Here is a 21,471-nt window from a genome sequence, read left to right as displayed (position 1 = left end):
GGCTCGAAGCCCCGCGCGCAGGCGTGCTCGATCTGCGCCGCCGTGATCGGCGACACCGAACCCGACACGGCCGCGAGGCGCTCCACGCGGGCGCAGCCGACGCTGGCCGAGGTGAGCGGCATCAGCCCGGCCGCGCGCCAGTGCGCCACCAGCGCCTGCTCGACGCCTTGCGAGCCCAGCACGAACTGCTGCGCCGCGCCCCGTTCCCAGATCAGGCGGCCGGCCTCGCGCAGGGTTTCGGGGTCCAGCACGTCCACCGAGACGATGGCCGCGCCGCGTTCGATCTCCTGCGCCAACAGTGCATCGGCCCGGCCGCGCTTCATGCTGGCGAAATCCACCAGGCCCACGCGCAGATCGGTCTGCGCGGCCAGGTGGCGGCCCAGGTCGGCCTCGTGCATGGGCGTGGTGGGGTGGGCCGCCATGGTGGGGTGGCGGTCGAGCCGGTAGCCCACGCCGTTGGCGTGCGCAAACAGGTTGCCGAAGGCCTGGAAGCGGCCCATGCCGGGGTCCGACACCACGAGCGGGATCCACCCCGGGAAGCGCCGCCGGGCGATCTCGGCCGCGCGGCCGATGTTGCCGATGTGGGGCGCCGAGTCGAAGGTCGAACACACCTTGTAGTGGACGACGGGCGCGCCGATGCCGGCGAGTTGCTCGAAGACGGGGGGCAGGTGCTCGTCCATCCACTCGGGCGGTCGCGAGCGCGCCACGCCCGCGACGCCGATGGCGCGGTAGTGCGCGAAACGGGCCAGGCGTTCCTGCGTGGGCGGCGCGAGGAACAGGATGGTCTCGAGCCCGGCGAAGGCCAGCACCTCCATGGCCGCCGACGAGCCCGTGAAGTCGTCGCCATAGAAGGCGATCAGCGGCCCCGGGGGGAGCGCACGGGCGTCGCTCACGCCGCGGCCTTCATCGCCGATTGCAGCGCGGGGTGGGTGCGCGCGTAGTCGGCCTGTGGCACGCCCTGCAGCGCCGCGTCCCAGGCTTCGCGCAGGGCGCTCACGCCGGCGCCCGGGCCTTGCGGATGGGCCAGGATGCCGCCGCCGGCGGTGACGATCAGGTCGGTGGTGTTGACGGCCGCGTAGGTGCCCGGCACCTGCGTGACGCCCTGGCCCGAGGAGAACACGGGCATCACGGTGCAGGGCTTGTCCGCGAACAGCGGCTCGAGGCAGGCGCGCGCCGACGCGATCACGCTGTCGTCGGGCTCGGAGAACTTGTTGGCCAGGCCGTTGACGTGCATGTGGTCCGCGCCGGCCAGGCGCCAGATCTTGCTCCACGCGGTGAACGACCAGCCCAGCAGCGGGTGGCGCGACAGGTAGCCCCAGCCGTTGCGGTGCGCGTGGATGGGCAACTGCGAGAACTTCGCCAGTTCGATCATGCCCGCCAGGCCCACGGAGTTGATGCTGGCCATCAGGCAGGTCGCGCCGTGCGCGAGCAGCACGTCGTGGCGGCGCTTCATCTCCTCGACGTCGCCGGTGAGGTTGAAGGCGTACATGGGTTTCTTGCCGGTGCGGTCCGCGCTGGCGTTCACCTCGCGCATCACCGCGGCCACGCGCTCGTTGAACGGGCAGTTGGGTCCGTCGGCCTGCAGTTCGTCGTCCTTGATGAAATCGATGCCGGCGGCGCAGAGCTTGGCCACCAGGGCCGCCGTGTCCTCGGCGGAGAAGCCGACACTGGGCTTGATGATGGTACCGATGAGGGGGCGCCCCTTCACCCCGGTCAGCCGGCGCGTGCCCTCGGCGCCGAACTTGGGCCCCGGGTAGGCGGCGGCGAAGGGCTGGGGCAGGCGGATGTCGAGCAGGCGCAGGCCGCTCACCTGGCGCAGCTCGAACAGGTTGCCCGCCACCGTGGCCATCAGGTTGGGCAGGGAAGGCCCCAGCGTGGCCAGCGGCCAGGAGAGCGTGAGCCGGGCGCGGACCAGGCGCTCGCCAGCGGGCGTCGGTGTCGAGGTGGGCAGCGCGCGCGCGCCGGTGAAACGCTCGATCACCTCCAGCCTCTCCACCCGCGCCGCCGCGCGCTCGAGCAGCTCGGGCGTTTCGCCCGGCACGCGGACGAAGGTGCCGCTGGATTGCTCCCCGGCGATGGTGGCCGCCACGCGCTCCGGGTCGTCCGGGGTCTCGAGGAGGTAGTCCGCTTCAATACGGTGCTGCTGCATGGCGTTTCCAGGGGTGGGTCGGATGGCTTGCCGGGCGAAGGCCCATGGCGCGCCCGCGCGTCCGTGCGCGGGCGCCAGGAAAAGGAAGAATCGGCGGGGCGTGTGCGGGGTCCGGCCCCGCACACGGGTCCGTGGCTTAGGGCTGCAGGAGCTCGGCGGGCACGTCGACGCCGTGGTGTTTGCGGTAGAGCGCGTTGAGCTTGCCGCTCTTGGCGTTGACCGCGATCCACTCGTTCAGTTTGGCCAGCAGCGCGGGCTCGCCCTTCTTCACGCCCATGGCGATCGGGAACTGCTTGATCACCAGCTTGGCCTCGAAGGGCTTGGCGCCCGCGCGCTGGTTGATGGCCTTCATCTGCGGGTCGCCCAGGCCCACGTAGGTGGCCTGGCCCGACAGGGCCGCCGTGATGACGGTGGCGTCGTCGTCGAAGCGCACCACGTTGATGCCCAGGGCCGAGGCGCGGGCGGTCAGCTCCACGTCCTGCATGGTGCTGCGCACCACGGCGATGGACTTGCCCTTCAGGTCGCCCCAGTCCCTCACGCTCTTGTCGGCCACCGGCGCAATCACAGTGGTGCGGATGAAGGAATACGGCTTGGTGAAGTCCACCACCTTGGCGCGCTCTTCGGTGACGGAGAGCGAGGAGATCACCACGTCGGCCTTGTCGGTGTTGACGTTGGGGATGCGCGTGGGGCCGGTGGTGTTGATGAACTCCACCTCCACGCCCCAGTCGGCGGCCAGCGCGCGCGCCACCTCGACGTCGGAACCGGTGGGCTGCAGCGAGCCGTCGAGCATGCCGAAGGGCGGGATGCCCATGTCGGTGGCGACGCGCAGCTTCTTGCGGCTGTTGATGTTGGCCAGAACGTCCGCGCTGGCGGGCAGGGCGAGCGCGAGGCCGAGGGCCGCGACGAGGGCGCTGGCGTGACGGCGGTTGATGTTCATGTTTTGTCTCCTGGTCGTTGAGGCCGGTTGGCCTGCGGAATGGGATGCACACGCGCGGCCCGGGCACCGGGCTTTTGCGGTCAAAATCTGACAGCTGTGCGCTCGTTGTTCAGGGTTAACCCTGAAATTTCCCATTGCGTTGACGGCAAATGCTGGGAAATTGACGGCAGTCTAGTCAGACTCGCCGCGACTGACATTCCATTTGTTCGTCCCTACCTGTGAGTTTTCATGACAGCTCAACCGCTTGCGGCCGGGGGCGATGCCCGCCAGCGCCTGCCCTTGACCTCCCTGCGCGCCTTCGAGGCGGCGGCCCGCCTGGGGTCCATGACGGCCGCGGCGGACGAGCTGTTCGTCACGCACGGTGCGATCAGCCGGCACGTGCACCTGCTCGAAGACCAGTTCGGCGTGCCCCTGCTGGTGCGCCTGCCGCGCTCCGTGGCGCCCACGCCGGAGGGCGCGGCCCTGGCGGGGCAACTGACGGAGGCGTTTCGCCTGATGCGCGAGGCGGTGGCGCGGCTGGCGCCCGGGCCACTCACGCTGTCGTGCTCCGCCACCATCATGATGAAGTGGCTGATCCCGCGCCTGAGTGAGTTCAAGCGCGCCAACCCCAGCGTGGAGATCCGGCTCAACATGAGCCACGGCGAGGTGGACTTCATCCAGGACCAGATCAGCCTGGCCATCCGCACCAGCATGAACCGCCCGCCGCAGGACGTGGTGATCGAGCCGCTGCAGCACGAGCAGATCGGCCCGGTGTGCCACCCCGAGTACCTGGCGCGCATCGGCATCTCCTCCATCGCCTCGCTGACGCGCGCCCGCATCCTGGAAACCGCGACGCGCACCTACGCCTGGAAGGAGTGGGTGGCGCTGATGAACTGCGAGGACATCGGCCTCACGCCGCACGAGCGCTACGAACACTTCTATCTGGTGATCGAGGCGGCGGTGTCCCAGCTGGGCGTGGCGCTCGTGCCGCGCTACCTGGTGGAGAAGGAGCTGGAGTCGGGCCAACTCGTGGCGCCCTTCGGTTTCATCCAGAGCCCGTACACGCTCAACCTGTGGATCGCGCCGCACGAGCGCCTGCGCGACGACGTGCGCAAGCTGGCGCGGTGGATCCGCGAGCGCATGGAGTGAGGGGCTGCGTTGGTCAAGACACCGCCAGCCGCCCAGGCGCCGCGCGCTCACCCGCCAGCGCGCGCTGCCCCAGCGCGATGGTCAGGGCGGCGGCGAGGCTGGCGACCACCGACACCCAGAAACCGTTCTGCGGGCCGAAGTGGTCGACCACCCAGCCCGACACGAACGCGCCCAGGGACATGCCGATGCCGATGCCCGTCATCACCCAGGTCACGCCCTCGGTCAGCATGGACGCCGGCACGCGGCGCTCGATCAGGCCGAAGGCGGTGATGAAGGTGGGCGAGATCGCCACGCCACTGAGGAACACGGCGGTCGCGAGCAGGGCGACCGACGAGCCCGCCACCAGCAGCGGCAGCGAGGTCAGGGCCAGCACGCCCACGGCGATGAGCAGCTGGCGGTGCAGCGCCAGGCGCGGGTTGAGCGCGCCCAGCACCAGCCCCAGCACGAAAGAGCCGACCGCGTAGACGCCGATCACCAGGCTGGCGGCGCCGGGCTGGCCCAGCGCCTTGGTGATGGCGATGGCGCTGACCTCGGCCGTGGCGAAGGTGGCGCCGACGAAGACCAGGGCGAGGGTGATGATCTGCACCGGGCGCTGCCGGATCGCCGAGCCCGCGGGGCCGCCGGCCTGCGGCGCGCGCACCGCGGGTTCGGTCTTGCGTTGCAGCAGGAAGGCCGCCGTGCCCCCGACCATGAACACGGTGGAGGCCAGCATGCCGGCTTCGGGGAACCAGGCCGCGGCCAGGCCGACCGAGAGCGAGGCCCCCGAGATGTAGATCAGCTCGTCGGCCGCGGATTCGAAGGCAAAGGCGGTGTTGAGCTCGGGCCGGTCGCGAAACAGCTCACTCCAGCGCGCGCGCACCATGGCCGACATGCTGGGCAGCGTGGCCGCGCCGAGGGCGGTGGCGAACAGCGTCCAGGCCGGCCAGTTCCAGTGGCTGGCCAGGATCAGCAGCACGAAGGCGGCGGCCGACACGGCGGCGGCCGGCGCCGCCACCGCGGTCTGGCCGTAGCGGTCGATCAGGCGCGAAATCTGCGGGGCCAGGAAGGCGTTGCCCAGGCCGTACGTGGCCGCGACGGCGCCCGCCAGCCAGTACTCGCCCAGGGTCTGGGACAGCATGGCGACGATGCCGATGGGCGCCATGGCCAGCGGCAGCCGGCCGAAGAAAGCGGCGATGGAAAAGCCCTTGGCGCCGGGCTCGCTGAATATCCTTGCATAGGGGTTGGGCACGGGAAAGCTCCTGGATCTGGGGTGAACGGCAATAAGATACGTGGCGTATGCATGTTATTGACGTACGCTGCGTACGTCAATTCACGTACGTTCTGTATGTGTTTGATTGGAGCCAGCCATGCGAAGAGCCCGCCAGGACATGATTGCCGAGACCCGCGGCAAGCTGATCGCCGCCGCGCGCCAGGCCTTCGGCCGCGTGGGCTACGCGCAGGCGTCCATGGACGACTTCACCTCCGCCGTGGGCCTCACGCGCGGCGCGCTGTACCACCACTTCGGCGACAAGAAGGGCCTGCTGCAGGCCGTGGTGGACCAGATCGACGCCGAGATGTCGGTGCGGCTGAAGGCCATCGCCGCGCGCGCGCCGAACCGCTGGCAGGCCGTGGTGGACGAGTGGATCGCCTACATCGAGATGGCGCTGGAGCCCGAGATCCAGCGCATCCTGTTCCGCGACGCGCCCGCCGTGCTGGGCGACCAGTCGCAGTGCCCCAGCGCCAAAAGCTGCATCGAGGGCCTGACGGCCAGCCTGGCGGCGCTCAAGGAAGACGGTGTGCTCATCGACGCCGACCCGGAGGCGATGGCCCGGCTGATCAACGGCGCCAGCAGCCACGCCGCGACCTGGATCGCCAGCTCGCCCGATCCCGAGGCGACGTCGAAGAAGGCGGTGGCGGGCTTTCGCCGCCTGCTCGAAGGCCTGCTGCGCCGGCCGGACCCGGCCTGAGCGGCGCGGTCCGCTGAGCCCCCGCGGCCCGCCATGGGCGCCGGGGTGATCGCGCGAAGCGATTGCTATCGCTTCGCGCTGCCTTGTTGGGGTGTGGGGGCCTTCCTACCATCCGCCGACTTCAACAGGGCACCCACCACCGTTCATGAAAACCCAAGTCGCCATCGTCGGGGCAGGCCCGGCGGGCATGCTTTTGTCAGAGATCCTCCACCAGCACGGCATCGCCAGCGTCGTGGTGGAGCGCCAGACCCGCCAGTACGTGCAGTCGCGCATCCGCGCCGGCGTGCTGGAGCAGACCACCGTGGACATGCTGCGCCAGTACGGCCTGGCCGAGCGCATGGAGCGCGAGGGCCACGAGCACGACGGCATGAAGATCGTCTGGGCCGGCCGCAGCGGCTTCTTCATCGACGTGCGCCAGCACGTTGGCAAGCGCTTCGTGGCCTATGGCCAGACCAGCATCCAGGAAGACCTGTTCGCGGCCGCCGACCGCCGCCAGGCGAGCCTGGTCTTCGGCGCGGCCAACGTCGCCCTGCACGGCATCGACAGCGACCGGCCGCGCGTGAGCTTCGAGGCCGACGGCCAGACCACCACCATCGAGTGCGACTACATCGCTGGCTGCGACGGCTTCCACGGCGTGTCGCGCAAGGCCATTCCGGCCACCGTGCTCAAGGAGTTCGAGAAGGTCTATCCCTTCGGCTGGCTGGGCATCCTCACGCCGCGCCCGCCGCTGCCCGACATCGTCTACGCCAACCACCCGCGCGGCTTCGCGCTGGCGTCCATGCGCAGCCCGACGATGAGCCGCTACTACATCCAGGTGCCGCTGGACACCAAGATCGAGGACTGGTCCGACGAGCGCTTCTGGGAAGAGCTGAAGGCGCGCTTCCCCGCCGACCTGGCCGCCGCGATCGTGGAAGGCCCCTCGATCGAGAAATCCATCGCGCCGCTGCGCAGCTACGTGGCCGAGCCCATGAGCCACGGCCGCCTGTTCCTGGCCGGCGACGCCGCGCACATCGTCCCGCCCACCGGCGCCAAGGGCCTCAACCTGGCCTTCTCCGACGTGCACTACCTCAGCCGGGCCCTGGCCAGCCGCTACGAGACCGGCCGCTCGGACCTGCTGGAGCGCTACAGCGACACCGCCCTGCGGCGCGTCTGGCACTCGGTGCGCACCTCCTGGTACCTCACCAACCTGCTGCACCGCTTCCCGACCACGACCGCCTTCGACCAGCGCACCCAGGAGTACGAGCTCGAATTCCTGAAGTCCTCGCACAGCGCGCAAGTGGCGCTCGCCGAGCAGTACGCCGGCCTTCCCCTGGAGCAGACCCGATGACCCCCGCCACGCGCGACTACCACGACATCCCCGGCACCTACGTGTTCGACGGCGCCCACCAGCGCAAGGGCTACTGGCTCAATATGTTCTGCAAGTCGCTAGACGTGGCGGCCCACCGCGACCAGTTCCGCGCCAACCCCAACGACTACCTGGCGCGCTTTCCCCTGAGCGACGCCCAGCGCGAGGCCGTGCTGATGCGCGACTGGCTGGGCCTGCTGCGCCTGGGCGGCAACATCTACTACACCTTCAAGCTCGCCATCTTCGACGGCCTGAGCATGCAGCACGTGGGCGCCGCCATGTCGGGCACCGGCATGACGGTGGACGACTTCCGCCGCATGATGGTCTCGGGCGGCCGCCCGGCCAAAGGCATGCGCAGCCTGCGCCAGAACGCGGAGGTGGGCCATGGCTGAGCTCATCGGTGGCGTGGGCACCTCGCACGTGCCCGCGATCGGCGCCGCGGTCGACCACGGCAAGACGCAGGACGCCTACTGGAAGCCCGTCTTTGATGGCATGCAGGCGGCCAGGGACTGGATCGCGCGCGCCAGGCCCGACGTCTGCATCGTGGTCTACAACGACCACGCCTCTTGTTTCTCCCTGGAGCTCACGCCCACCTTCGCGCTGGGCGTGGCCTCGCATTACGAGCCGCACGACGAGGGCTACGGCCCGCGGCCGGTGCCGCGCGTGGAAGGCGCGCCCGAGCTGTCGTGGCACCTGGCCGAGTCGCTGATCCTGGACGAGTTCGACATCACCATCGCCTCGAACATGACGGTGGACCACGGCCTGACGGTGCCGTTGTCGGTGCTGTTCGGCCAGCCCGAGGCCTGGCCCTGCCGCGTCATCCCGCTGTGCGTGAACGTCATCCAGTACCCGCCACCCACCGGCCGGCGCTGCCTCAAGCTGGGCCAGGCCATCCGCCGCGCGGTCGAGTCCTTCCCTGGAAACCTGCGCGTCGCGGTCATCGGCACCGGCGGCCTGTCGCACCAACTGCAGGGCGAGCGCGCGGGCCTCATCAACGCCGAGTTCGACCAGCGCTGGCTCGACGAATTCGTCGACGCGCCCGACCAGGCCGCCGCCCACGACCACGTTGAACTGCTGCGCGAAGCGGGCTCGGAAGGCCTGGAGTGCGTGATGTGGCTGGTGATGCGCGGCGCCCTGCGGCCGCAGGTCGAGGTGGTGCACCGCTTCTACCACGTGCCCGCCTCGAACACGGCCTACGGCCTGCTGGTGCTGGAGGACGCGCAGCCCGCGCCAGCGCCCGTCACCTAGACGCCCGCCACCCCGCGGACCCACGAACAACAAGGAGACAAGACATGACGCCAATCCATTCCCCCGCCACGCCGCGCGCCCGACACGGGCTCATGCGCCGCCTGGGCCGCCAGCTCGCCGCGGCCGCTCTGCTGGGCTGCGCCACCATGGCCTCGGCCCTGGCGCAGGGCGACTGGCCGGCCAAGCCCATCCGCTTCATCGTCGGCTTTCCGCCCGGCAGCTCGCCCGACGTGGTGGCCCGCGCCCTGTCGCCCGGCCTCACGCAGGCTCTGCGCCAGCCCGTGGTGGTGGAGAACCGCGCGGGTGTCACCGGCATGATCGCGGCCGAGGCCGTGGCGCGCGCGCCCAACGACGGCTACACCTTCCTGGTGACCTCGGGCAGCGCCATGTCGATCTCGGTGCACACGCTGCCGCGCGTGCCCATCAACCCCGACAAGGACCTGGTGCCGGTGGCCGCCGCCGCGCGCATCGAGCTGTTCCTGGTGTCCGACGCGCGCCAGCCTTTCGGCAACTTCCGCGAGTTCATGGCCTACGCCAAGGCGAACCCGGGCAAGCTGACCTACGGCTCGCCCGGCACCGGCAGCGCGCCGCACGTGGCCACCGAGATGCTGCGCGCGCAGAGCGGCATCAACGTGGTGCACGTGCCCTACCGGGGCGCCTCGCCGGCCCTGCAGGACCTGCTCGGCGGCACCACGCAGTTCCTGTTCGACCCCGGCATCGCCCTGGAGCATGTGCGCGCCGGCCGGCTGCGCCTGCTGGCCGTGGGCAGTACCAAGCGCTCGCCGCTGTTCCCCGACACGCCGACCATCCAGGAGCTGGGCATGGCCGACTTCGACGCCGGCACCACGCACGGCATCTACGCGGCGGCCGGCACCCCGCCGGCCACCGTCAACCGGCTGAATGCCGAGATCAACAAGCTGCTGGCCCAGCCCCAGGTGGCGCAGCAGTTCACCGCCATCGGCGCCGAGGCCACGCCCATGAGCGCGGCCGAGTTCGGCGCCCTGATCCGCCGCGACAGCGCGCGCTACGGCGCGATCGTTCGCGAACGCGGCATCAAAGAGTAAGCCCCTTCCGTCTCCCCACAACGGCCGCGCCAGGGCGCGGCCGAGGACCCGTCATGCGCCTTTTCACCCACCACGACCGCCCGGTGCACCTGGGCGCCTTCCCCAGCGAGCGCCTGCGCCGCCTGTCCGGCGCGCCGGACCTGTCCCGCATCGTCGACACCGGCGCGCTGCGTCCGCCCGCGGACGAGGGCGCCGCGCCCACGCTGGCGCGCTCCATCAGCCGCTTCATGTGCGCGCTCGACCAGGTGCGCGAAGGCGACCACAACCCCCACCTCGCCGAGATCCCGGGCAGTCCGGGCCTGCGCAGCGAGCACCTGAAGTCGGCGGCCTACTTCCTCGACACCTCCATCGCCGGCGTCTGCGCGCTGGGACCGGACCACCGGCTGGCCGAGCGCGTGGAGCACCCGGCCTTTCGCACCGCCACCTACGAGCAGTCCGAGACCAAGCTGCGCCTGCGCTTCAACCCGAACGCGGTGCTGCGCCAGATGAAACGCTCCATGGACCTGTGCGCGCGCGGCGTCGAGCACCACACGCACGCCCTGGTGCTCATGGTGGCCCACCCGCGCGACCCCTCGGCCGACGAGCCGGGCGCGGAGTGGATCGTCGGCATGCAGGACTGGCGGGCCGCGCTGCGCGCCGCCGAGACCGCGGCCGTGCTGGCCAACTACCTGCGCATCCTGGGCCACGAGGCGCGCAGCCACACGGCCACCACCACCGACGTGCACCTCAACCGCCTGGCCGTCTCCGCCGGGCTGGCGCGGCTGGAGGACGGCGCGCTCACCAACCCCTTCGTGGGCACGCGCTTCGGCCTGGCCGTGGTCACCACCACGCTCGCGCTCAAGCCCGACGAGGCCCTGGCCCCGGCCAACCTGAACGAGCGCTGGCGCGCGCGCGGGCCGAGCTGGTGGCTGGGCGCGTCCAGCCAGAAGAACGCCTCCAACGCGGTGGACTTCGCCAAGCGCCACTACCGCGACAGCCTGCACCCGGTGGAAACGCTCAAGCGGGTGGACGAGACCACGACCTTCATCGACGAGGACCGCATCCCGCGCGTGCCCAAGAGCAGCGAGTTCTTCCTGCGCGCGGCCTTCGGCGACCTGGGCAAGGCGCCGCAGGAGGCCTCCAAGGACGGCTACTCGGTGGCCAAGGCCCCACTGGCGGCCGCGTTGCGCCTGGCCCTGAACGTCTACTCCGTGCTGCAGCGGGGCGAGCCCGCGGCGCACAAGGCCAGCTACGCCGACCCGGCCCGCAACGCCGACCTGGTGAAGGCCACGCTGCACTACCTGGGCGCCGACATCGCCGGCCTGTCGCGTGCACCGGCCTGGGTCTGGTACTCGCACCGGCAGGACGGCACGGAGATGCCGGTGGCCCACCCCTTCGCGGCCACGGTGATGATCGACCAGGGCTTCGACACCATGGAGGGCACCTCGGGCGACGACTGGATCTCCAGCGCCCAGTCGATGCGCACCTACATGCGCGCCGGCCTGGTCTGCGGCGTGCTGGGCGACCACCTGCGCGGCCTGGGTTTCAGCGCCACCGCCCACTCCGCCGCCGACAGCGACGTCATCCAGACGCCGCTGGTGCTGCTCGCGGGGCTGGGCGAGGTCAGCCGCATCGGCGAGACCATCCTCAACCCCTTCCTGGGCCCGCGCAGCAAGACCGGGGTGATGACCACGGACTTCCCGATCCAGCCCGACAAGCCCATCGACTTCGGCCTGCAGAACTTCTGCGAGTCGTGCAACAAGTGCGCGCGCGAATGCCCCTCGGGCGCGATCTCCGCCGGCCCGAAGGTGATGTTCAACGGCTACGAGATCTGGAAAGCCGACGTCGAGAAGTGCACGCGCTACCGCATGACCAACCTCGGCGGCTCCATGTGCGGGCGCTGCATGAAGGCCTGCCCCTGGAACCTGCCGGGCCTGGTGCAGGAAAAGCCCTTCCGCTGGGCGGCCATGAACCTGCCGGTGGCCGCGCAGTGGCTCGCGCGCCTGGACGACGCGCTCAACCGCGGCGTCATCAACCCGCGCAAGAAGTGGTGGTGGGACATCACCAACGACGGCACCGGCAAGGTGGTGGCGGCCAAGGAGGTGAACACGCGCGGCCTCAACAAACACATCAAGATCAGGCACGAGGACCAGACGCTCGCGGCCTACCCCGCGCCGCTGGCGCCGCTGCCGCTGCCCATGCCCAGCCCGGTGGACCGCGAGGCCGGCATCGAGGCCTACAAGAACCTGCTGAGCCCGGCGCAGTACCAGGCGCGCATCCGCGAGGGCCAGACGGAGAACCTGGTGCCGCCGCTGCGCCGCCTGACGGACGAGCCGCCCGTGCGGGTGGCCCGCATCGGCCGCCGCTGGACCAGCTCGGCCGACGGCAAGATCGACCTGTTCGAGATCGTGTCCAGCGATGGCCAGCCGCTGCCCGCGTGGCAGGCCGGCGCGCACATCGACATCACCATCACGCCCGAGTTCATCCGCCAGTTCAGCCTGGCCGGCGACCCGGCCGACCGCGGGCGCTACCTGCTCGGCATCCTGCGCGAGGACCAGGGCCGCGGCGGCTCGCTGAAGATCCACCAGATGCTGCGCCAGGACGCGCAGGTGGTGATCTCCCAGCCGCGCAACCACTTCCCCGTGATCGCCATGGCGAAGCGGCACGTGCTGCTGGCTGGCGGCATCGGCGTCACCCCGCTGATCGCCATGGCCCACGAGCTGCACGCGGCGGGCGCGGACTTCGACCTGTACTACAAGTCGCGCACGCGCGCCCAGGCCGCCTTCATCCCCGAACTGCAGGCCATGCCCTGGGCCGAGCGGGTGCACTTCCATTTCAGCGACGAGCGCCGGCTCGACATCGCCGACGTGCTGCGCGACTACCGCGACGGCCACCACGTGTACACCTGCGGCCCCGCGGCCTTCATGGACGCGGTGTTCGACACCGCCACGGGCTTCGGCTGGCCGGAGGAGGCCCTGCACCGCGAGTACTTCTCGGTGCCCGAGACCGAGGCGCGCGAGCGTCTGCCCTTCCAGCTCAGGCTGGCCCGCTCGGGCCAGCGCATCGCCGTGGCCGCCGACCAGTCAGCGGTGCAGGCCCTGGCCGCTGGCGGCCTGCAGGTGGACGTCAAGTGCAGCGACGGGCTGTGCGGCGTGTGCGCGGTTCCCTACCTCGAAGGCGACGTCGATCACCGCGACTTCGTGCTCAGCAAGGAACAGCGCAAGTCCCGGATGGTGTTGTGCTGCTCCCGCGCCGCGCAGGCGGACGGGGAGGTGGTGCTGGACCTGTAAGCGAGGCGGCACCCGCCGCCACCCCAACCGCTCGCCCCCGAGCGAACAACAGAAGGAGACAAGCAAGATGAAGAAGATCAGCCTGATCGGCGCCGGCCTGCTGGCGCCCGTCCTGGCCCTGGCGCAAGGCGGCGCCCCGGCGGCCTCGTCCGTGCAGCTGTACGGGCGCCTGGACGCGTCCATCAACTCGGTGCGCTACTCGGCCACCGGCGCGGCGCCCTCGCGCCAGAACAGCTTCCTGTCGAGCGACACCTCGCGCTGGGGCATTCGCGGCAACGAAGACCTGGGCGGCGGCCTGCAGGCCTTCTTCAAGCTGGAGAGCGGCTTCAACGTCGACACCGGCGCGCCATCCAACCCGGCCGCGTACTTCAACCGCGAGACCCTGCTGGGCCTGCGCGACCAGCGCTACGGCACGCTGATCCTGGGCAGCCAGTTCACGCCCAACATCGCCATGTCGCTGCGCGTGGACCCGTTCCAGCGCTCTGGCATGGGCGCCAGCCTCACGCTGTTCCAGCGCGGCGGCGCGGCCGGCCTGCTGGGCTACCCGGCGATGCACAACAACGCGGTGCAGTACATCTCGCCCAGCTTCGGCGGTGTCGTCGGCAAGCTGATGGTGGCCAGCAACGAAGGCGCCTCGCCCTTCGGCAACCCGTCCAGCCTGGCGCTGGAGTACAGCAGCAAGACGCTCTACCTCGGTCTCGTCCACGACCGCCTGAACGCCACCGGCGCCGCCGCCGGCCAACCCGCGCTCGCCTCGGTGAAGAACCAGGTGACCAGCCTGGGCGTGAGCTATGACCTGAAGGCGGTGAAGCTGTACGGCTACCTGCTCAAGGCCGACGTGGACGGCGCGCCCGGCATGCGCGGCGGCTTCGTGGGCGTCAAGGTGCCCGCGGGCGTCGGCGAGATCAACGCCGTCTACCAGGTGCGCAACGTGGACGATGCGGCCAACTCCGACGCGCGCCTGTTCGCGGTGCAGTACATGCACCCGCTGTCCAAACGCACCTCGGTCTACACCAGCGTGGGCCACCAGAGCAACAAGGGCAACGCGGCCTTCGGCCTGTGGCCCTCGCGCACGGAAGCCGGCGGCGGCCCCGCCGCCGGTGCCGACGTGCGCGGCTTCCAGGTGGGCATGCGCCACGTCTTCTGAGGCCGGGAGCCGCCATGACCGACACCTTCCAAGCGGGCTTGTACATCGATGGCCGCCGGGTCGAGGCCAGCGGCGGCCGCAGCTACCCGATCCACAACCCGGCGCGTCCCGCCGAGCGCGTGGGCCAGGCCGCGCTGGCCTCGGTCGAGGACGTGGACCGCGCGTTCCAGGCCGCGCACCGGGCCTTTCCCGCCTGGTCCGCGCGCAGCCCCGCCGAGCGCGCGGCGCTGCTGCGCCGCGTGGCCGAGCATCTGACGGCCGACGCCGCCGACCTGGAGCGCCGCACGCGCCTGTTCACCCGCGAGCACGGCAAGGTGCTGAAGGAGGCCGCCACCGAGATGGGCCGCCTGGGCTCGCGGTTCACCGACGTGGCGGACAACGCGCCGCGGCTGATGGCGGACGAGCGCCTGTCCGGCCCGCCGTTCGACACCGTCATCGCGCGCAAGCCGCGCGGCGTGGCGCTGCTCATCGTCCCGTGGAACTGGCCGCTGTCGATCCTGGGCGCCAAGCTGCCGCAGGCGCTGCTGGCGGGCAGCACGGTGGTCATCAAGCTGCCGCAGCAGTCGGCCATCGCGCCAGCGCAGACCGTCGCGATGATCGCGGAGATGCTGCCGCCGGGCGTGGTCAACCTCATCACCGGCGAGGCCTCTGAAATCGGCGACGCCATGCTCACGCACCCGCTGGCCGCCGCGATCAACTTCACGGGCAGCGTCGGCGTGGGCAAGCACGTCATGCGCCTGGCCGCCGAGCGGCTGACCCCGGTGACCCTGGAGCTGGGCGGCAACGATGCGGCCCTGGTGCTGCAGGACGCGGAACTGGACGCGGCCGCCTTCCGGCGCCTGTACCAGGGGGCGTTCATGACGGCGGGCCAGATCTGCATGGCGATGAAGCGGCTCTACGTCCACCGCTCGCGCTACGACGAGCTGGTGCAGGGGCTGTCGGCCGTCGCCGCCGAACAGGTCGTGGGCGACGGCCTGCTGCCAGACACCACCATGGGTCCGCTGAACAACCCGCGCCAGCTCCAGGTCGTGCGGGACATGATCCAGCAGGCCCGCGAGCGCGGCGCGGACGTGCGCGAGTTCGGCGCGGTGCCCGACCCGGCGCTGTACCGCCAGGGCCACTTCCAGCGGCCGACCCTGGTGTTCGATCCCGACCCCTCGCTCGACGTGGTCCGCGAAGAGCAGTTCGGTCCGGTGCTGCCGATCCTTCCCTTCGACACGCAGGAGCAGGGCATCGTGCTGGCGAACGACTCGCGCTTCGCGCTGTGCTCCTCGGTCTGGACGGCCGACCCCGAGCGCGCGATGGCGGTCGCCCGCCAGCTGGAGGCGGGCTACACCTACCTCAATGGCCACGGACCGCTGGCGCAGGACAACCGCGCGCCCTTCGGCGGCTTCAAGGACAGCGGCTTTGGCCGCAACCTGGGCTTCCAGGGCATTGAAGGCTTCCTCTCCCCCCACAGCATCTCCGCCCCCGCGGGCTGGCTCCACAAGGCATGAACACCGAATCCCCCCTGGCCCCGGCGCCCACCGTGGCCGAGCAGCTGCTGCGCCTGTGCGCCGACGCCGGCGTCAAGTACATCTTCAGCAACCTCGGCAGCGACCACCCGGCCTTCATCAGCGCGTTCGCGCGGCTCCAGCAGGCCGGCCTGCCCATGCCCGAGGTGGTCGTCTGCCCGCACGAGATGACCACCCTGAGCGCGGCCGACGGCTACGCGATGGTCACCCGCCAGCCCCAGCTGGTGTTGGTCCACGTCGACGTGGGCACGCAGAACCTGGGCGCCAGCGTGCACAACGCGGCGCGCGGCCGCATCCCGGCCATCGTGGTCGCCGGCCTGTCGCCCGTCTCCTGCGACCCGTCCGTGCTTGGCCACCGCAACGAGTACATCCACTACACGCAGGACACCAGCCGCCAGAGCGACATCGTGGCGCCGTACATGAAATGGATGTACGAGCTGCGCGCGCCCGACATGGTGGAGCCGGTGGTGCGGCGGGCGCTGCAGATCGCGTCCTCGCAGCCCCGCGGTCCGGTGTACCTGACGGGCGCGCGGGAGGTCTGGGACGCCCCAGCGCCCGCGGCGCGCGAGCGGCCCGACCACTGGCGGCCGTCGGCGCTGGGCGGGCTGCCGCCGGCCGACGCGTGGGCCCTGCACGAGGCGCTGTGCCGCGCGAAGCGGCCGCTGGTGATCACCAGCTACGCGGGCATGGACCCGGGCGTGCCGCCCCGGCTGGTGGACGCGGCGGACCGCTATGGCCTGGGCGTGCTGGAACTCGGCCCGCAGTACGTGAGCTTTCCGGGCAGCCACCCCTGCCACCTGGGCTACCAGCGCAACGTCCTGGTCGAAGAGGCGGATTGCATCCTGCTGCTCGACGTGGACGTGCCCTGGCTGGCCTCGCAGGTCACGCCGCGCGCGGACGCCACGCTGTTCCACATCGACGTCGACCCGCTCAAGACGGACCTGGGCTACTGGCACTTCCCCGCGCAGGGCCGCTTCCAGGCCAGCGCCGCGCAGGTGCTGGAGCAGCTGCTGGCCCTGGACGCCGCGCCGGCCCTGGCGGGGCGCGCGCAGCGCCTCGACTGGGTCGCGGCGGCGAAGGAGCGGGTCGCCCTGCGGATCCCGCCCACACCCACGCAAGGGCCGATCACCCCGGCCGAGCTGACCCGGGCCGTGCGCGAGCTGGTGAACGAAAAGACCGTGGTGCTGGTCGAGGCGCCGTCGCACGCCACGCTGATCGCGTCCGTGCTCAAGACCGACCGGCCGGGCGGCTGCTACCTGAACCACGGCGCCGGGCTGGGCTGGGGCATCAACGCCGCCATCGGCGTGAAGCTCGCGTCGCCCGAGGCCGAGGTCATCACCCTGGTCGGCGACGGTTGCTACCTGTTCGGCGTGCCGGGCAGCGCCTTCTGGGTCGCGGGCGCCTGCGGCGCCGCCACGCTGACCGTGGTCTACAACAACGGCGGCTGGAAGTCGCCGCGCGCGTCGACGGCGCTCGTGCACCCCGACGGCCCGGCCGAACGGCACGACACCTACTGGGTCGGTTCCGGCCGCGGCGTGAGGTTCGAAGCCCTGGCCGAGGCCACGGGCGCCGCGCTCGGCTTCGCCGTGCAGGACCGGGCCGAACTGGCGTCGACGCTGCGCTCGGCCCTGGCGGCCGTGCGCGGGGGGCGCAGCGCCGTGGTGAACGTGCAGCTCGCCCCCATCACCTCGCAATCGCTCTTGCCGTCCACGGCGCAAGGAGACCAGCCATGACGATCGACAATCCGCGTGATCGCCGCGCCACGCGCCGGCGGGCGCTGGCGGCGGCCCTGGGCGGGTTGCTGGCGCTGGCCTCGGGCGGTGCCGCCGCGCAGGCCAGCGCCTGGCCGAACCGACCCGTCCGCATCATCGTGGGCTTCCCCGCGGGGGGCGGGCCCGACGTGATGGTGCGCAGCCTCGCCCCGGGCCTGTCGGAAGCGCTGGGCCAGCCGGTGGTGATCGAGAACAAGTCGGGCGTGACCGGCATGCTGGCCGCCGACGCGGTGGCGAAATCCACGGACGGCCACACCTTCCTGATGACCACCGGCAGCTCGATGTCGATCTCGGTCCACACGCTCGAACGGCTGCCGCTCAACCCCAAAACCGAGCTGGTGCCCATCGCGGCGTTCGCGCGCGTCTCGCTGTTCCTGGTGGGCAACGCCAAGCTGCCGTTCAAGACGTTTTCGGCCCTGCAGGCCTACGCCCGGCAGCACCCCGGCCGTCTGACCTACGGCTCGCCCGGCAACGGCAGCGCGCCGCACGTGGCCATGGAAATGCTGAAAGGGCAGACCGGCCTCACGGCCGTGCACATCCCCTACCGGGGCGCGGCCCCGGCCCTGCAGGACCTGCTCGGCGGATCGGTCGACGTGCTGTTCGACCCGGGCATCGCCTTCGAGCACGTGCGCGCCGGCAGGCTCTACCTGCTGGCCGTGGCCTCGAACGAGCGCTCGCCGCTGTTCCCCGACGCGCCCACCCTGCGGGAACTCGGCGTCAAGGACTTCGACGGTGGCACGACGCACGGGCTGTATGGCCCGGCGGGCACGCCCCCGCCGGTGGTCGCGCGGCTGAACGCGGAGATCAACCGCCTGTTGAAGACAGCGCCGGTGGCGGCGGGCATCCAGGCGCAGGGGGCCGAGCCGACGCCGATGGCGCCGGCGGCCTTCGCGGCCCAGATCCAGCGCGACAGCGAGCGCTACGGCGCGGTCGTCAAGGCCCGGGGCATCAAGGAGTAGGCCGGGCGCCGCGGACGCGCGGCCCGGCGCCTACAGCCGCCGGCTGCCGCGCGACAGCACGCGCGCGCAGGACTGGCTCATGGCCAGGAAGGCCTGCGCGGCCGACGACAGCTGGGGCTCGCGCCGGTGCAGCACGGTGTTGACGTACTGCGGCATCGCCTCGCGCAGCTTCAGCGTCACCAGCCCCCGGCCCATCAGGTCTTTCTCGATGAGGACGGCGGGGATCATGCACATCCAGTCCGTGCTGCGCACCAGCGCCACCATCTGCGTGATGGCCTCGCAGGTGGCCGCCACCGGCGGCGCGGCGAAGCCGTGGTCGGTGAAGTAGCGCGCCACGGTGCCGCCCGGGCCGCCGGGCGAGCCCAGCAGCACCCACTCCGTGTGGCGCAGCTCGGCCAGCGAGGCCACGCCCGCCAGCGGATGGCCCTCCCGCGCGACCACCGTCAGGTTCGAGCTGAACAGCTCGACGCAGGCCAGGTTGGAGGCGAGGCCCTTCGGCGGAACCGCGGTGATGGCCAGCTCGATCTTGCCCTGCTGCAGCGCCGACTCCAGGTGCTCGAACACGCCGCTGATGAGGTTCAGCCGCACGTCCGGAAAGCGCTTGTGGAAGTCGGGCACCACCAGGTGGAGCAGCGTGGCCGTCGGCGTCGGACCCAGGCCGATGCTCAGGCTGCTGACGCCCTTTCCGCGCAGCTGCTCGGCGTCGATCAGGATCTGGCGGGATTCGCGGTCGATGAGCTGGGCGCGCTCGTAGATCTGGCGGCCCTCCGCCGTGAGGCTGATGCCGCTCGTGGAGCGTTCGATGAGGCGCAGCTTGAGCGCGTTCTCCAGCGACTGGATGCTGCTCGTAAGACCGGCTTGCGACACCTCCAGCTCCCGCGCCGCGCGGCGGAAGCTGCCGAACTCGACGATGGCCAGGAAGGTGCGCAGTTGCTGAAGCGTCATGGGGGTCTTGTCCGGGGCCGCGTGAGGTCGCGCCGATTATGGGACGCGCCCGCGCCCACCGCCCCGCCTGGGGGCGCTGGCGGGAACGCCTGGCCCCTGCCGGTCGGGATGTCGGCCGCGGCGGTGTGCCCCGTTCCGCGCATCGGCGGGCTGGAGGGGTTGGCAAATAACAGACCGACAAGACGGTTTATTATTGAGTGCATCCGCGCTGGCCCCGGGCCGGCGCGCCCGAACGGGAGACCCGATGCCCTTGACCCCGACCGACACCCCGCTGGCCGAGCGCCTGCAACTGCAATCCGCCGGCCCGGGCCGCTGGCGCAGCCTGCACGGCGACGCCAACCAGAACGGCCGCTCTTACGGCGGCCAGTTGCTGGGCCAGGCGATGCGGGCCGCGCTGATGGACGTGCCCGGTGCGCGCGCGCCGAGCATGATGCAGTTCCTGTTCCTGCAAGGCGCGATGCCGGACCAGCCCATCGTGTTCGAGGTGCGGCGCTTGCAGGAGGGCAAGCGCTTCAGTTCGCGCCAGGTGCGCGGCGTGCAGGGCGAACGCACCGTGCTCGACGCCCAGGTGAGCTGCGCCTTGCCCTTGCTGGGGCCCGCGCACGCCGAAGCCTCGCCGGTGCCCCACGGCGAGCGGCCCGAGGACCTGTCCACGCTGGACGAAGTGCCCGGGCCCTGGCGCGACCGCATCGCGCTCATGGGCGGCTATGGCCGCGACTGCAATGCCGCGATTCACTTCCGCATTCCCGACGTGGAGCGCCAGCTCGGCGGCGTGGACACGGGGCGCGGGTTCCGCTACTGGATGAAGGTGCCGCAGGCCCTGCCCGACGAAGCGCCCCTGCACGCCGCCGCCTTCGCCTACCTGTCGGACTGGTGGCTCAACTTCTGCATCCTGCGGCCGCACCTGGCGAGTGCCGGCGAGCGCGGCATGTACATCTCCAGCCTCAACCACGCCCTGTGGCTGCACGCGCCGCTGCGCGCCGACCGGTGGGTCCACGTGCAGACGCACAGCCCGCACGCGGCCCAGGGCCGCGGCCTGGCGCTGGCGCACTACCACGACGAAGCGGGGCGGCACGTCGCCACCGCCACCCAGGACTGCCTGGTGAGCTGGACCGACTAGCGTCCAAGAGGCCAGGCGCCGCTGGCGGCGCCGCGCTCAGGCCCCGCCGCCGGGCCGGCGGTGGCCCGCGGTGCGGGGGGCGATCCCGGGCTTGAGGCGCCAGTCGGGCCCGAAGTCCGACAGCGGGTGCGAGGGCATCGCCGCCTCGTGCTCGATGCCGCGCAGGCGCGCCTCGTAGGCGTCGAGGTAGGCCCCGCGCTGCCCGGGGTCGGTGTACTGGATGGACCAGCCCACGAAGGGCTGCAGCACCTGCAGCCCCGAGTAGCCGAAGGTGCCGTGCTGCAGGTGCCAGAGGATCACGTCGCGCTGGCCCAGCAGGCCGTCGGGCGCCATCATCTCGGGGAAGCAGCCGGTGGTGAAGGCCAGCATGGCCTTGCGGCCTTTCAGCCCGCCCTGGTCGAAGCGCTTGCCGCCCGCGCCGTACACCGTGCCGTTGGCGAACACGCGGTCGATCCAGCCCTTCATGATCGCGGGCACCGAGAACCACCAGAGCGGAAACTGCAGGATCAGCAGATCGCAGGCCATGAGCTTGTCGAGTTCGGCCTGGATGTCCGCGCGGAAGGTCTGGCGCTGCGAGGCCTGCTTCTGCTCGCGGTCGTACTGCAGCGCGTCGGGGAATCGGCGCTCGCTGAAATCATCGCCGGTGGCCACGGGCTGGAAGCCCATGGCGTAGAGGTCGGACACCACCACCTGGTGGCCGGTCTCGCGCAGGGTGTGCACCGCGCGCTGCAGCAAGGCCTGCCCGAAGGAGCGGGGCTCGGGGTGGGCGTGGACGATGAAGACCTTCATGGCGGGCCCCGGTGTCAGAGCGCCTTGACCAGCGCGGGCACGGCCTCGAACAGATCGGCCTCCAGGCCGTAGTCGGCCACGCTGAAGATCGGCGCCTCCGGGTCCTTGTTGATCGCCACGATCACCTTGGAGTCCTTCA

At 71.3% G+C, this 21,471-nt stretch carries 18 protein-coding genes and 1 pseudogene; 12 read left to right on the top strand and 7 right to left on the bottom strand.

Annotation, left to right across the window (positions count from 1 at the left end; translation table 11 throughout):
• From BGO22_RS03125 to BGO22_RS03115, 3 genes are all read right to left on the bottom strand, one after another.
• Positions 1 to 893, bottom strand: an 893-nt coding sequence (locus BGO22_RS03125) for a four-carbon acid sugar kinase family protein (RefSeq protein WP_286848844.1), incomplete at its 3' end; no start/stop codon positions are given.
• Positions 890 to 2,149 (bottom strand): ribulose-bisphosphate carboxylase large subunit family protein, encoded by a 1,260-nt coding sequence (locus BGO22_RS03120; protein ID WP_286848841.1) that lies wholly within the window; start codon positions 2,147 to 2,149, stop codon positions 890 to 892. The genes BGO22_RS03120 and BGO22_RS03125, both read right to left, overlap by 4 nt.
• Before the next feature lie 136 nt (positions 2,150 to 2,285).
• The gene (locus BGO22_RS03115) at positions 2,286 to 3,086 is read right to left on the bottom strand and encodes a transporter substrate-binding domain-containing protein (protein ID WP_070400951.1); all 801 of its coding nucleotides are present in this window, start codon (positions 3,084 to 3,086) and stop codon (positions 2,286 to 2,288) included.
• Between the two features lie 228 nt (positions 3,087 to 3,314).
• On the opposite strand from BGO22_RS03115, the gene BGO22_RS03110 reads away from it, so the two are divergent.
• A complete protein-coding gene (locus BGO22_RS03110) occupies positions 3,315 to 4,214 on the top strand; it encodes a LysR substrate-binding domain-containing protein (protein ID WP_070400952.1) in 900 nt (299 codons plus the stop codon).
• 13 nt (positions 4,215 to 4,227) lie between these two features.
• On the opposite strand, the gene BGO22_RS03105 is transcribed toward BGO22_RS03110, so the two are convergent.
• The gene (locus BGO22_RS03105; RefSeq protein ID WP_070400953.1) at positions 4,228 to 5,442 is read right to left on the bottom strand and encodes an MFS transporter; all 1,215 of its coding nucleotides are present in this window, start codon (positions 5,440 to 5,442) and stop codon (positions 4,228 to 4,230) included.
• Between the two features lie 118 nt (positions 5,443 to 5,560).
• Between BGO22_RS03105 and BGO22_RS03100 the strand changes: the two genes are divergently transcribed.
• The 10 genes from BGO22_RS03100 (at position 5,561) to BGO22_RS03055 (ending at position 18,478) form a co-directional block, all read left to right on the top strand.
• Positions 5,561 to 6,160 carry a TetR/AcrR family transcriptional regulator gene (locus tag BGO22_RS03100; RefSeq protein ID WP_070400954.1) on the top strand — a complete coding sequence of 200 codons (600 nt, stop codon included), beginning with the start codon at positions 5,561 to 5,563 and terminating at the stop codon, positions 6,158 to 6,160.
• 145 nt (positions 6,161 to 6,305) lie between these two features.
• Positions 6,306 to 7,487 carry a 4-hydroxybenzoate 3-monooxygenase gene (gene pobA, locus BGO22_RS03095; protein ID WP_070400955.1) on the top strand — a complete coding sequence of 394 codons (1,182 nt, stop codon included), beginning with the start codon at positions 6,306 to 6,308 and terminating at the stop codon, positions 7,485 to 7,487.
• Positions 7,484 to 7,897 (top strand): protocatechuate 4,5-dioxygenase subunit alpha, encoded by a 414-nt coding sequence (ligA, locus tag BGO22_RS03090; protein WP_286848835.1) that lies wholly within the window; start codon positions 7,484 to 7,486, stop codon positions 7,895 to 7,897. The genes pobA and ligA overlap by 4 nt, the downstream gene beginning before the upstream one ends.
• A complete protein-coding gene (locus tag BGO22_RS03085; RefSeq protein WP_286848832.1) occupies positions 7,890 to 8,753 on the top strand; it encodes a class III extradiol dioxygenase subunit beta in 864 nt (287 codons plus the stop codon). The genes ligA and BGO22_RS03085 overlap by 8 nt, the downstream gene beginning before the upstream one ends.
• A gap of 44 nt (positions 8,754 to 8,797) precedes the next feature.
• Positions 8,798 to 9,817, top strand: coding sequence for a Bug family tripartite tricarboxylate transporter substrate binding protein (locus BGO22_RS03080; protein ID WP_286848830.1), 1,020 nt, complete (start codon positions 8,798 to 8,800; stop codon positions 9,815 to 9,817).
• A 53-nt stretch (positions 9,818 to 9,870) separates the two neighbouring features.
• On the top strand, positions 9,871 to 13,086 hold the full coding sequence (locus BGO22_RS03075) for a 2Fe-2S iron-sulfur cluster-binding protein (RefSeq protein ID WP_286848827.1): 3,216 nt from the start codon (positions 9,871 to 9,873) through the stop codon (positions 13,084 to 13,086).
• A 67-nt stretch (positions 13,087 to 13,153) separates the two neighbouring features.
• Complete coding sequence (locus BGO22_RS03070) at positions 13,154 to 14,233, top strand: porin (RefSeq protein WP_286848824.1); 1,080 nt, start codon at positions 13,154 to 13,156, stop codon at positions 14,231 to 14,233.
• 14 nt (positions 14,234 to 14,247) lie between these two features.
• Positions 14,248 to 15,729 (top strand): aldehyde dehydrogenase family protein, encoded by a 1,482-nt coding sequence (locus tag BGO22_RS03065; protein WP_286848821.1) that lies wholly within the window; start codon positions 14,248 to 14,250, stop codon positions 15,727 to 15,729.
• The gene (locus tag BGO22_RS03060) at positions 15,726 to 17,480 is read left to right on the top strand and encodes a thiamine pyrophosphate-requiring protein (RefSeq protein ID WP_286848818.1); all 1,755 of its coding nucleotides are present in this window, start codon (positions 15,726 to 15,728) and stop codon (positions 17,478 to 17,480) included. Before BGO22_RS03065 ends, BGO22_RS03060 begins: the two co-directional genes overlap by 4 nt.
• Positions 17,477 to 18,478 (top strand): Bug family tripartite tricarboxylate transporter substrate binding protein, encoded by a 1,002-nt coding sequence (locus BGO22_RS03055; RefSeq protein ID WP_286848817.1) that lies wholly within the window; start codon positions 17,477 to 17,479, stop codon positions 18,476 to 18,478. The genes BGO22_RS03060 and BGO22_RS03055 overlap by 4 nt, the downstream gene beginning before the upstream one ends.
• A gap of 30 nt (positions 18,479 to 18,508) precedes the next feature.
• On the opposite strand, the gene BGO22_RS03050 is transcribed toward BGO22_RS03055, so the two are convergent.
• The gene (locus BGO22_RS03050) at positions 18,509 to 19,423 is read right to left on the bottom strand and encodes a LysR family transcriptional regulator (protein ID WP_286848815.1); all 915 of its coding nucleotides are present in this window, start codon (positions 19,421 to 19,423) and stop codon (positions 18,509 to 18,511) included.
• A 244-nt stretch (positions 19,424 to 19,667) separates the two neighbouring features.
• On the opposite strand from BGO22_RS03050, the gene BGO22_RS03045 reads away from it, so the two are divergent.
• The gene (locus tag BGO22_RS03045; RefSeq protein WP_286848813.1) at positions 19,668 to 20,543 is read left to right on the top strand and encodes an acyl-CoA thioesterase; all 876 of its coding nucleotides are present in this window, start codon (positions 19,668 to 19,670) and stop codon (positions 20,541 to 20,543) included.
• Positions 20,544 to 20,579: 36 nt separating this feature from the next.
• Here the strand turns inward: BGO22_RS03045 and BGO22_RS03040 are convergent, their stop codons facing one another.
• On the bottom strand, positions 20,580 to 21,332 hold the full coding sequence (locus BGO22_RS03040; protein ID WP_070400965.1) for an NAD(P)H-dependent oxidoreductase: 753 nt from the start codon (positions 21,330 to 21,332) through the stop codon (positions 20,580 to 20,582).
• Positions 21,333 to 21,346: 14 nt separating this feature from the next.
• Positions 21,347 to 21,471, bottom strand: a pseudogene (locus BGO22_RS03035) (electron transfer flavoprotein subunit alpha/FixB family protein); the annotation flags it as partial.

Origin of the sequence: Hydrogenophaga sp. 70-12, from assembly GCF_001897365.1 — a bacterium.
GTDB lineage: Bacteria > Pseudomonadota > Gammaproteobacteria > Burkholderiales > Burkholderiaceae_C > Hydrogenophaga > Hydrogenophaga borbori.
This window is presented reverse-complemented; position numbering and strand designations above follow the sequence as displayed.

Bases quoted from the DNA above. Each gene is read 5' to 3' on its own strand.
- pobA (WP_070400955.1), top strand. From the start codon at position 6,306: ATGAAAACCCAAGTCGCCATCGTCGGGGCAGGCCCGGCGGGCATGCTT.
- BGO22_RS03070 (WP_286848824.1), top strand. From the start codon at position 13,154: ATGAAGAAGATCAGCCTGATCGGCGCCGGCCTGCTGGCGCCCGTCCTG.
- BGO22_RS03075 (WP_286848827.1), top strand. From the start codon at position 9,871: ATGCGCCTTTTCACCCACCACGACCGCCCGGTGCACCTGGGCGCCTTC.
- BGO22_RS03120 (WP_286848841.1), bottom strand. From the start codon at position 2,149: ATGCAGCAGCACCGTATTGAAGCGGACTACCTCCTCGAGACCCCGGAC.
- BGO22_RS03050 (WP_286848815.1), bottom strand. From the start codon at position 19,423: ATGACGCTTCAGCAACTGCGCACCTTCCTGGCCATCGTCGAGTTCGGC.
- BGO22_RS03080 (WP_286848830.1), top strand. From the start codon at position 8,798: ATGACGCCAATCCATTCCCCCGCCACGCCGCGCGCCCGACACGGGCTC.
- BGO22_RS03045 (WP_286848813.1), top strand. From the start codon at position 19,668: ATGCCCTTGACCCCGACCGACACCCCGCTGGCCGAGCGCCTGCAACTG.
- BGO22_RS03060 (WP_286848818.1), top strand. From the start codon at position 15,726: ATGAACACCGAATCCCCCCTGGCCCCGGCGCCCACCGTGGCCGAGCAG.
- BGO22_RS03110 (WP_070400952.1), top strand. From the start codon at position 3,315: ATGACAGCTCAACCGCTTGCGGCCGGGGGCGATGCCCGCCAGCGCCTG.
- BGO22_RS03100 (WP_070400954.1), top strand. From the start codon at position 5,561: ATGCGAAGAGCCCGCCAGGACATGATTGCCGAGACCCGCGGCAAGCTG.
- ligA (WP_286848835.1), top strand. From the start codon at position 7,484: ATGACCCCCGCCACGCGCGACTACCACGACATCCCCGGCACCTACGTG.
- BGO22_RS03115 (WP_070400951.1), bottom strand. From the start codon at position 3,086: ATGAACATCAACCGCCGTCACGCCAGCGCCCTCGTCGCGGCCCTCGGC.
- BGO22_RS03065 (WP_286848821.1), top strand. From the start codon at position 14,248: ATGACCGACACCTTCCAAGCGGGCTTGTACATCGATGGCCGCCGGGTC.
- BGO22_RS03085 (WP_286848832.1), top strand. From the start codon at position 7,890: ATGGCTGAGCTCATCGGTGGCGTGGGCACCTCGCACGTGCCCGCGATC.
- BGO22_RS03040 (WP_070400965.1), bottom strand. From the start codon at position 21,332: ATGAAGGTCTTCATCGTCCACGCCCACCCCGAGCCCCGCTCCTTCGGG.
- BGO22_RS03055 (WP_286848817.1), top strand. From the start codon at position 17,477: ATGACGATCGACAATCCGCGTGATCGCCGCGCCACGCGCCGGCGGGCG.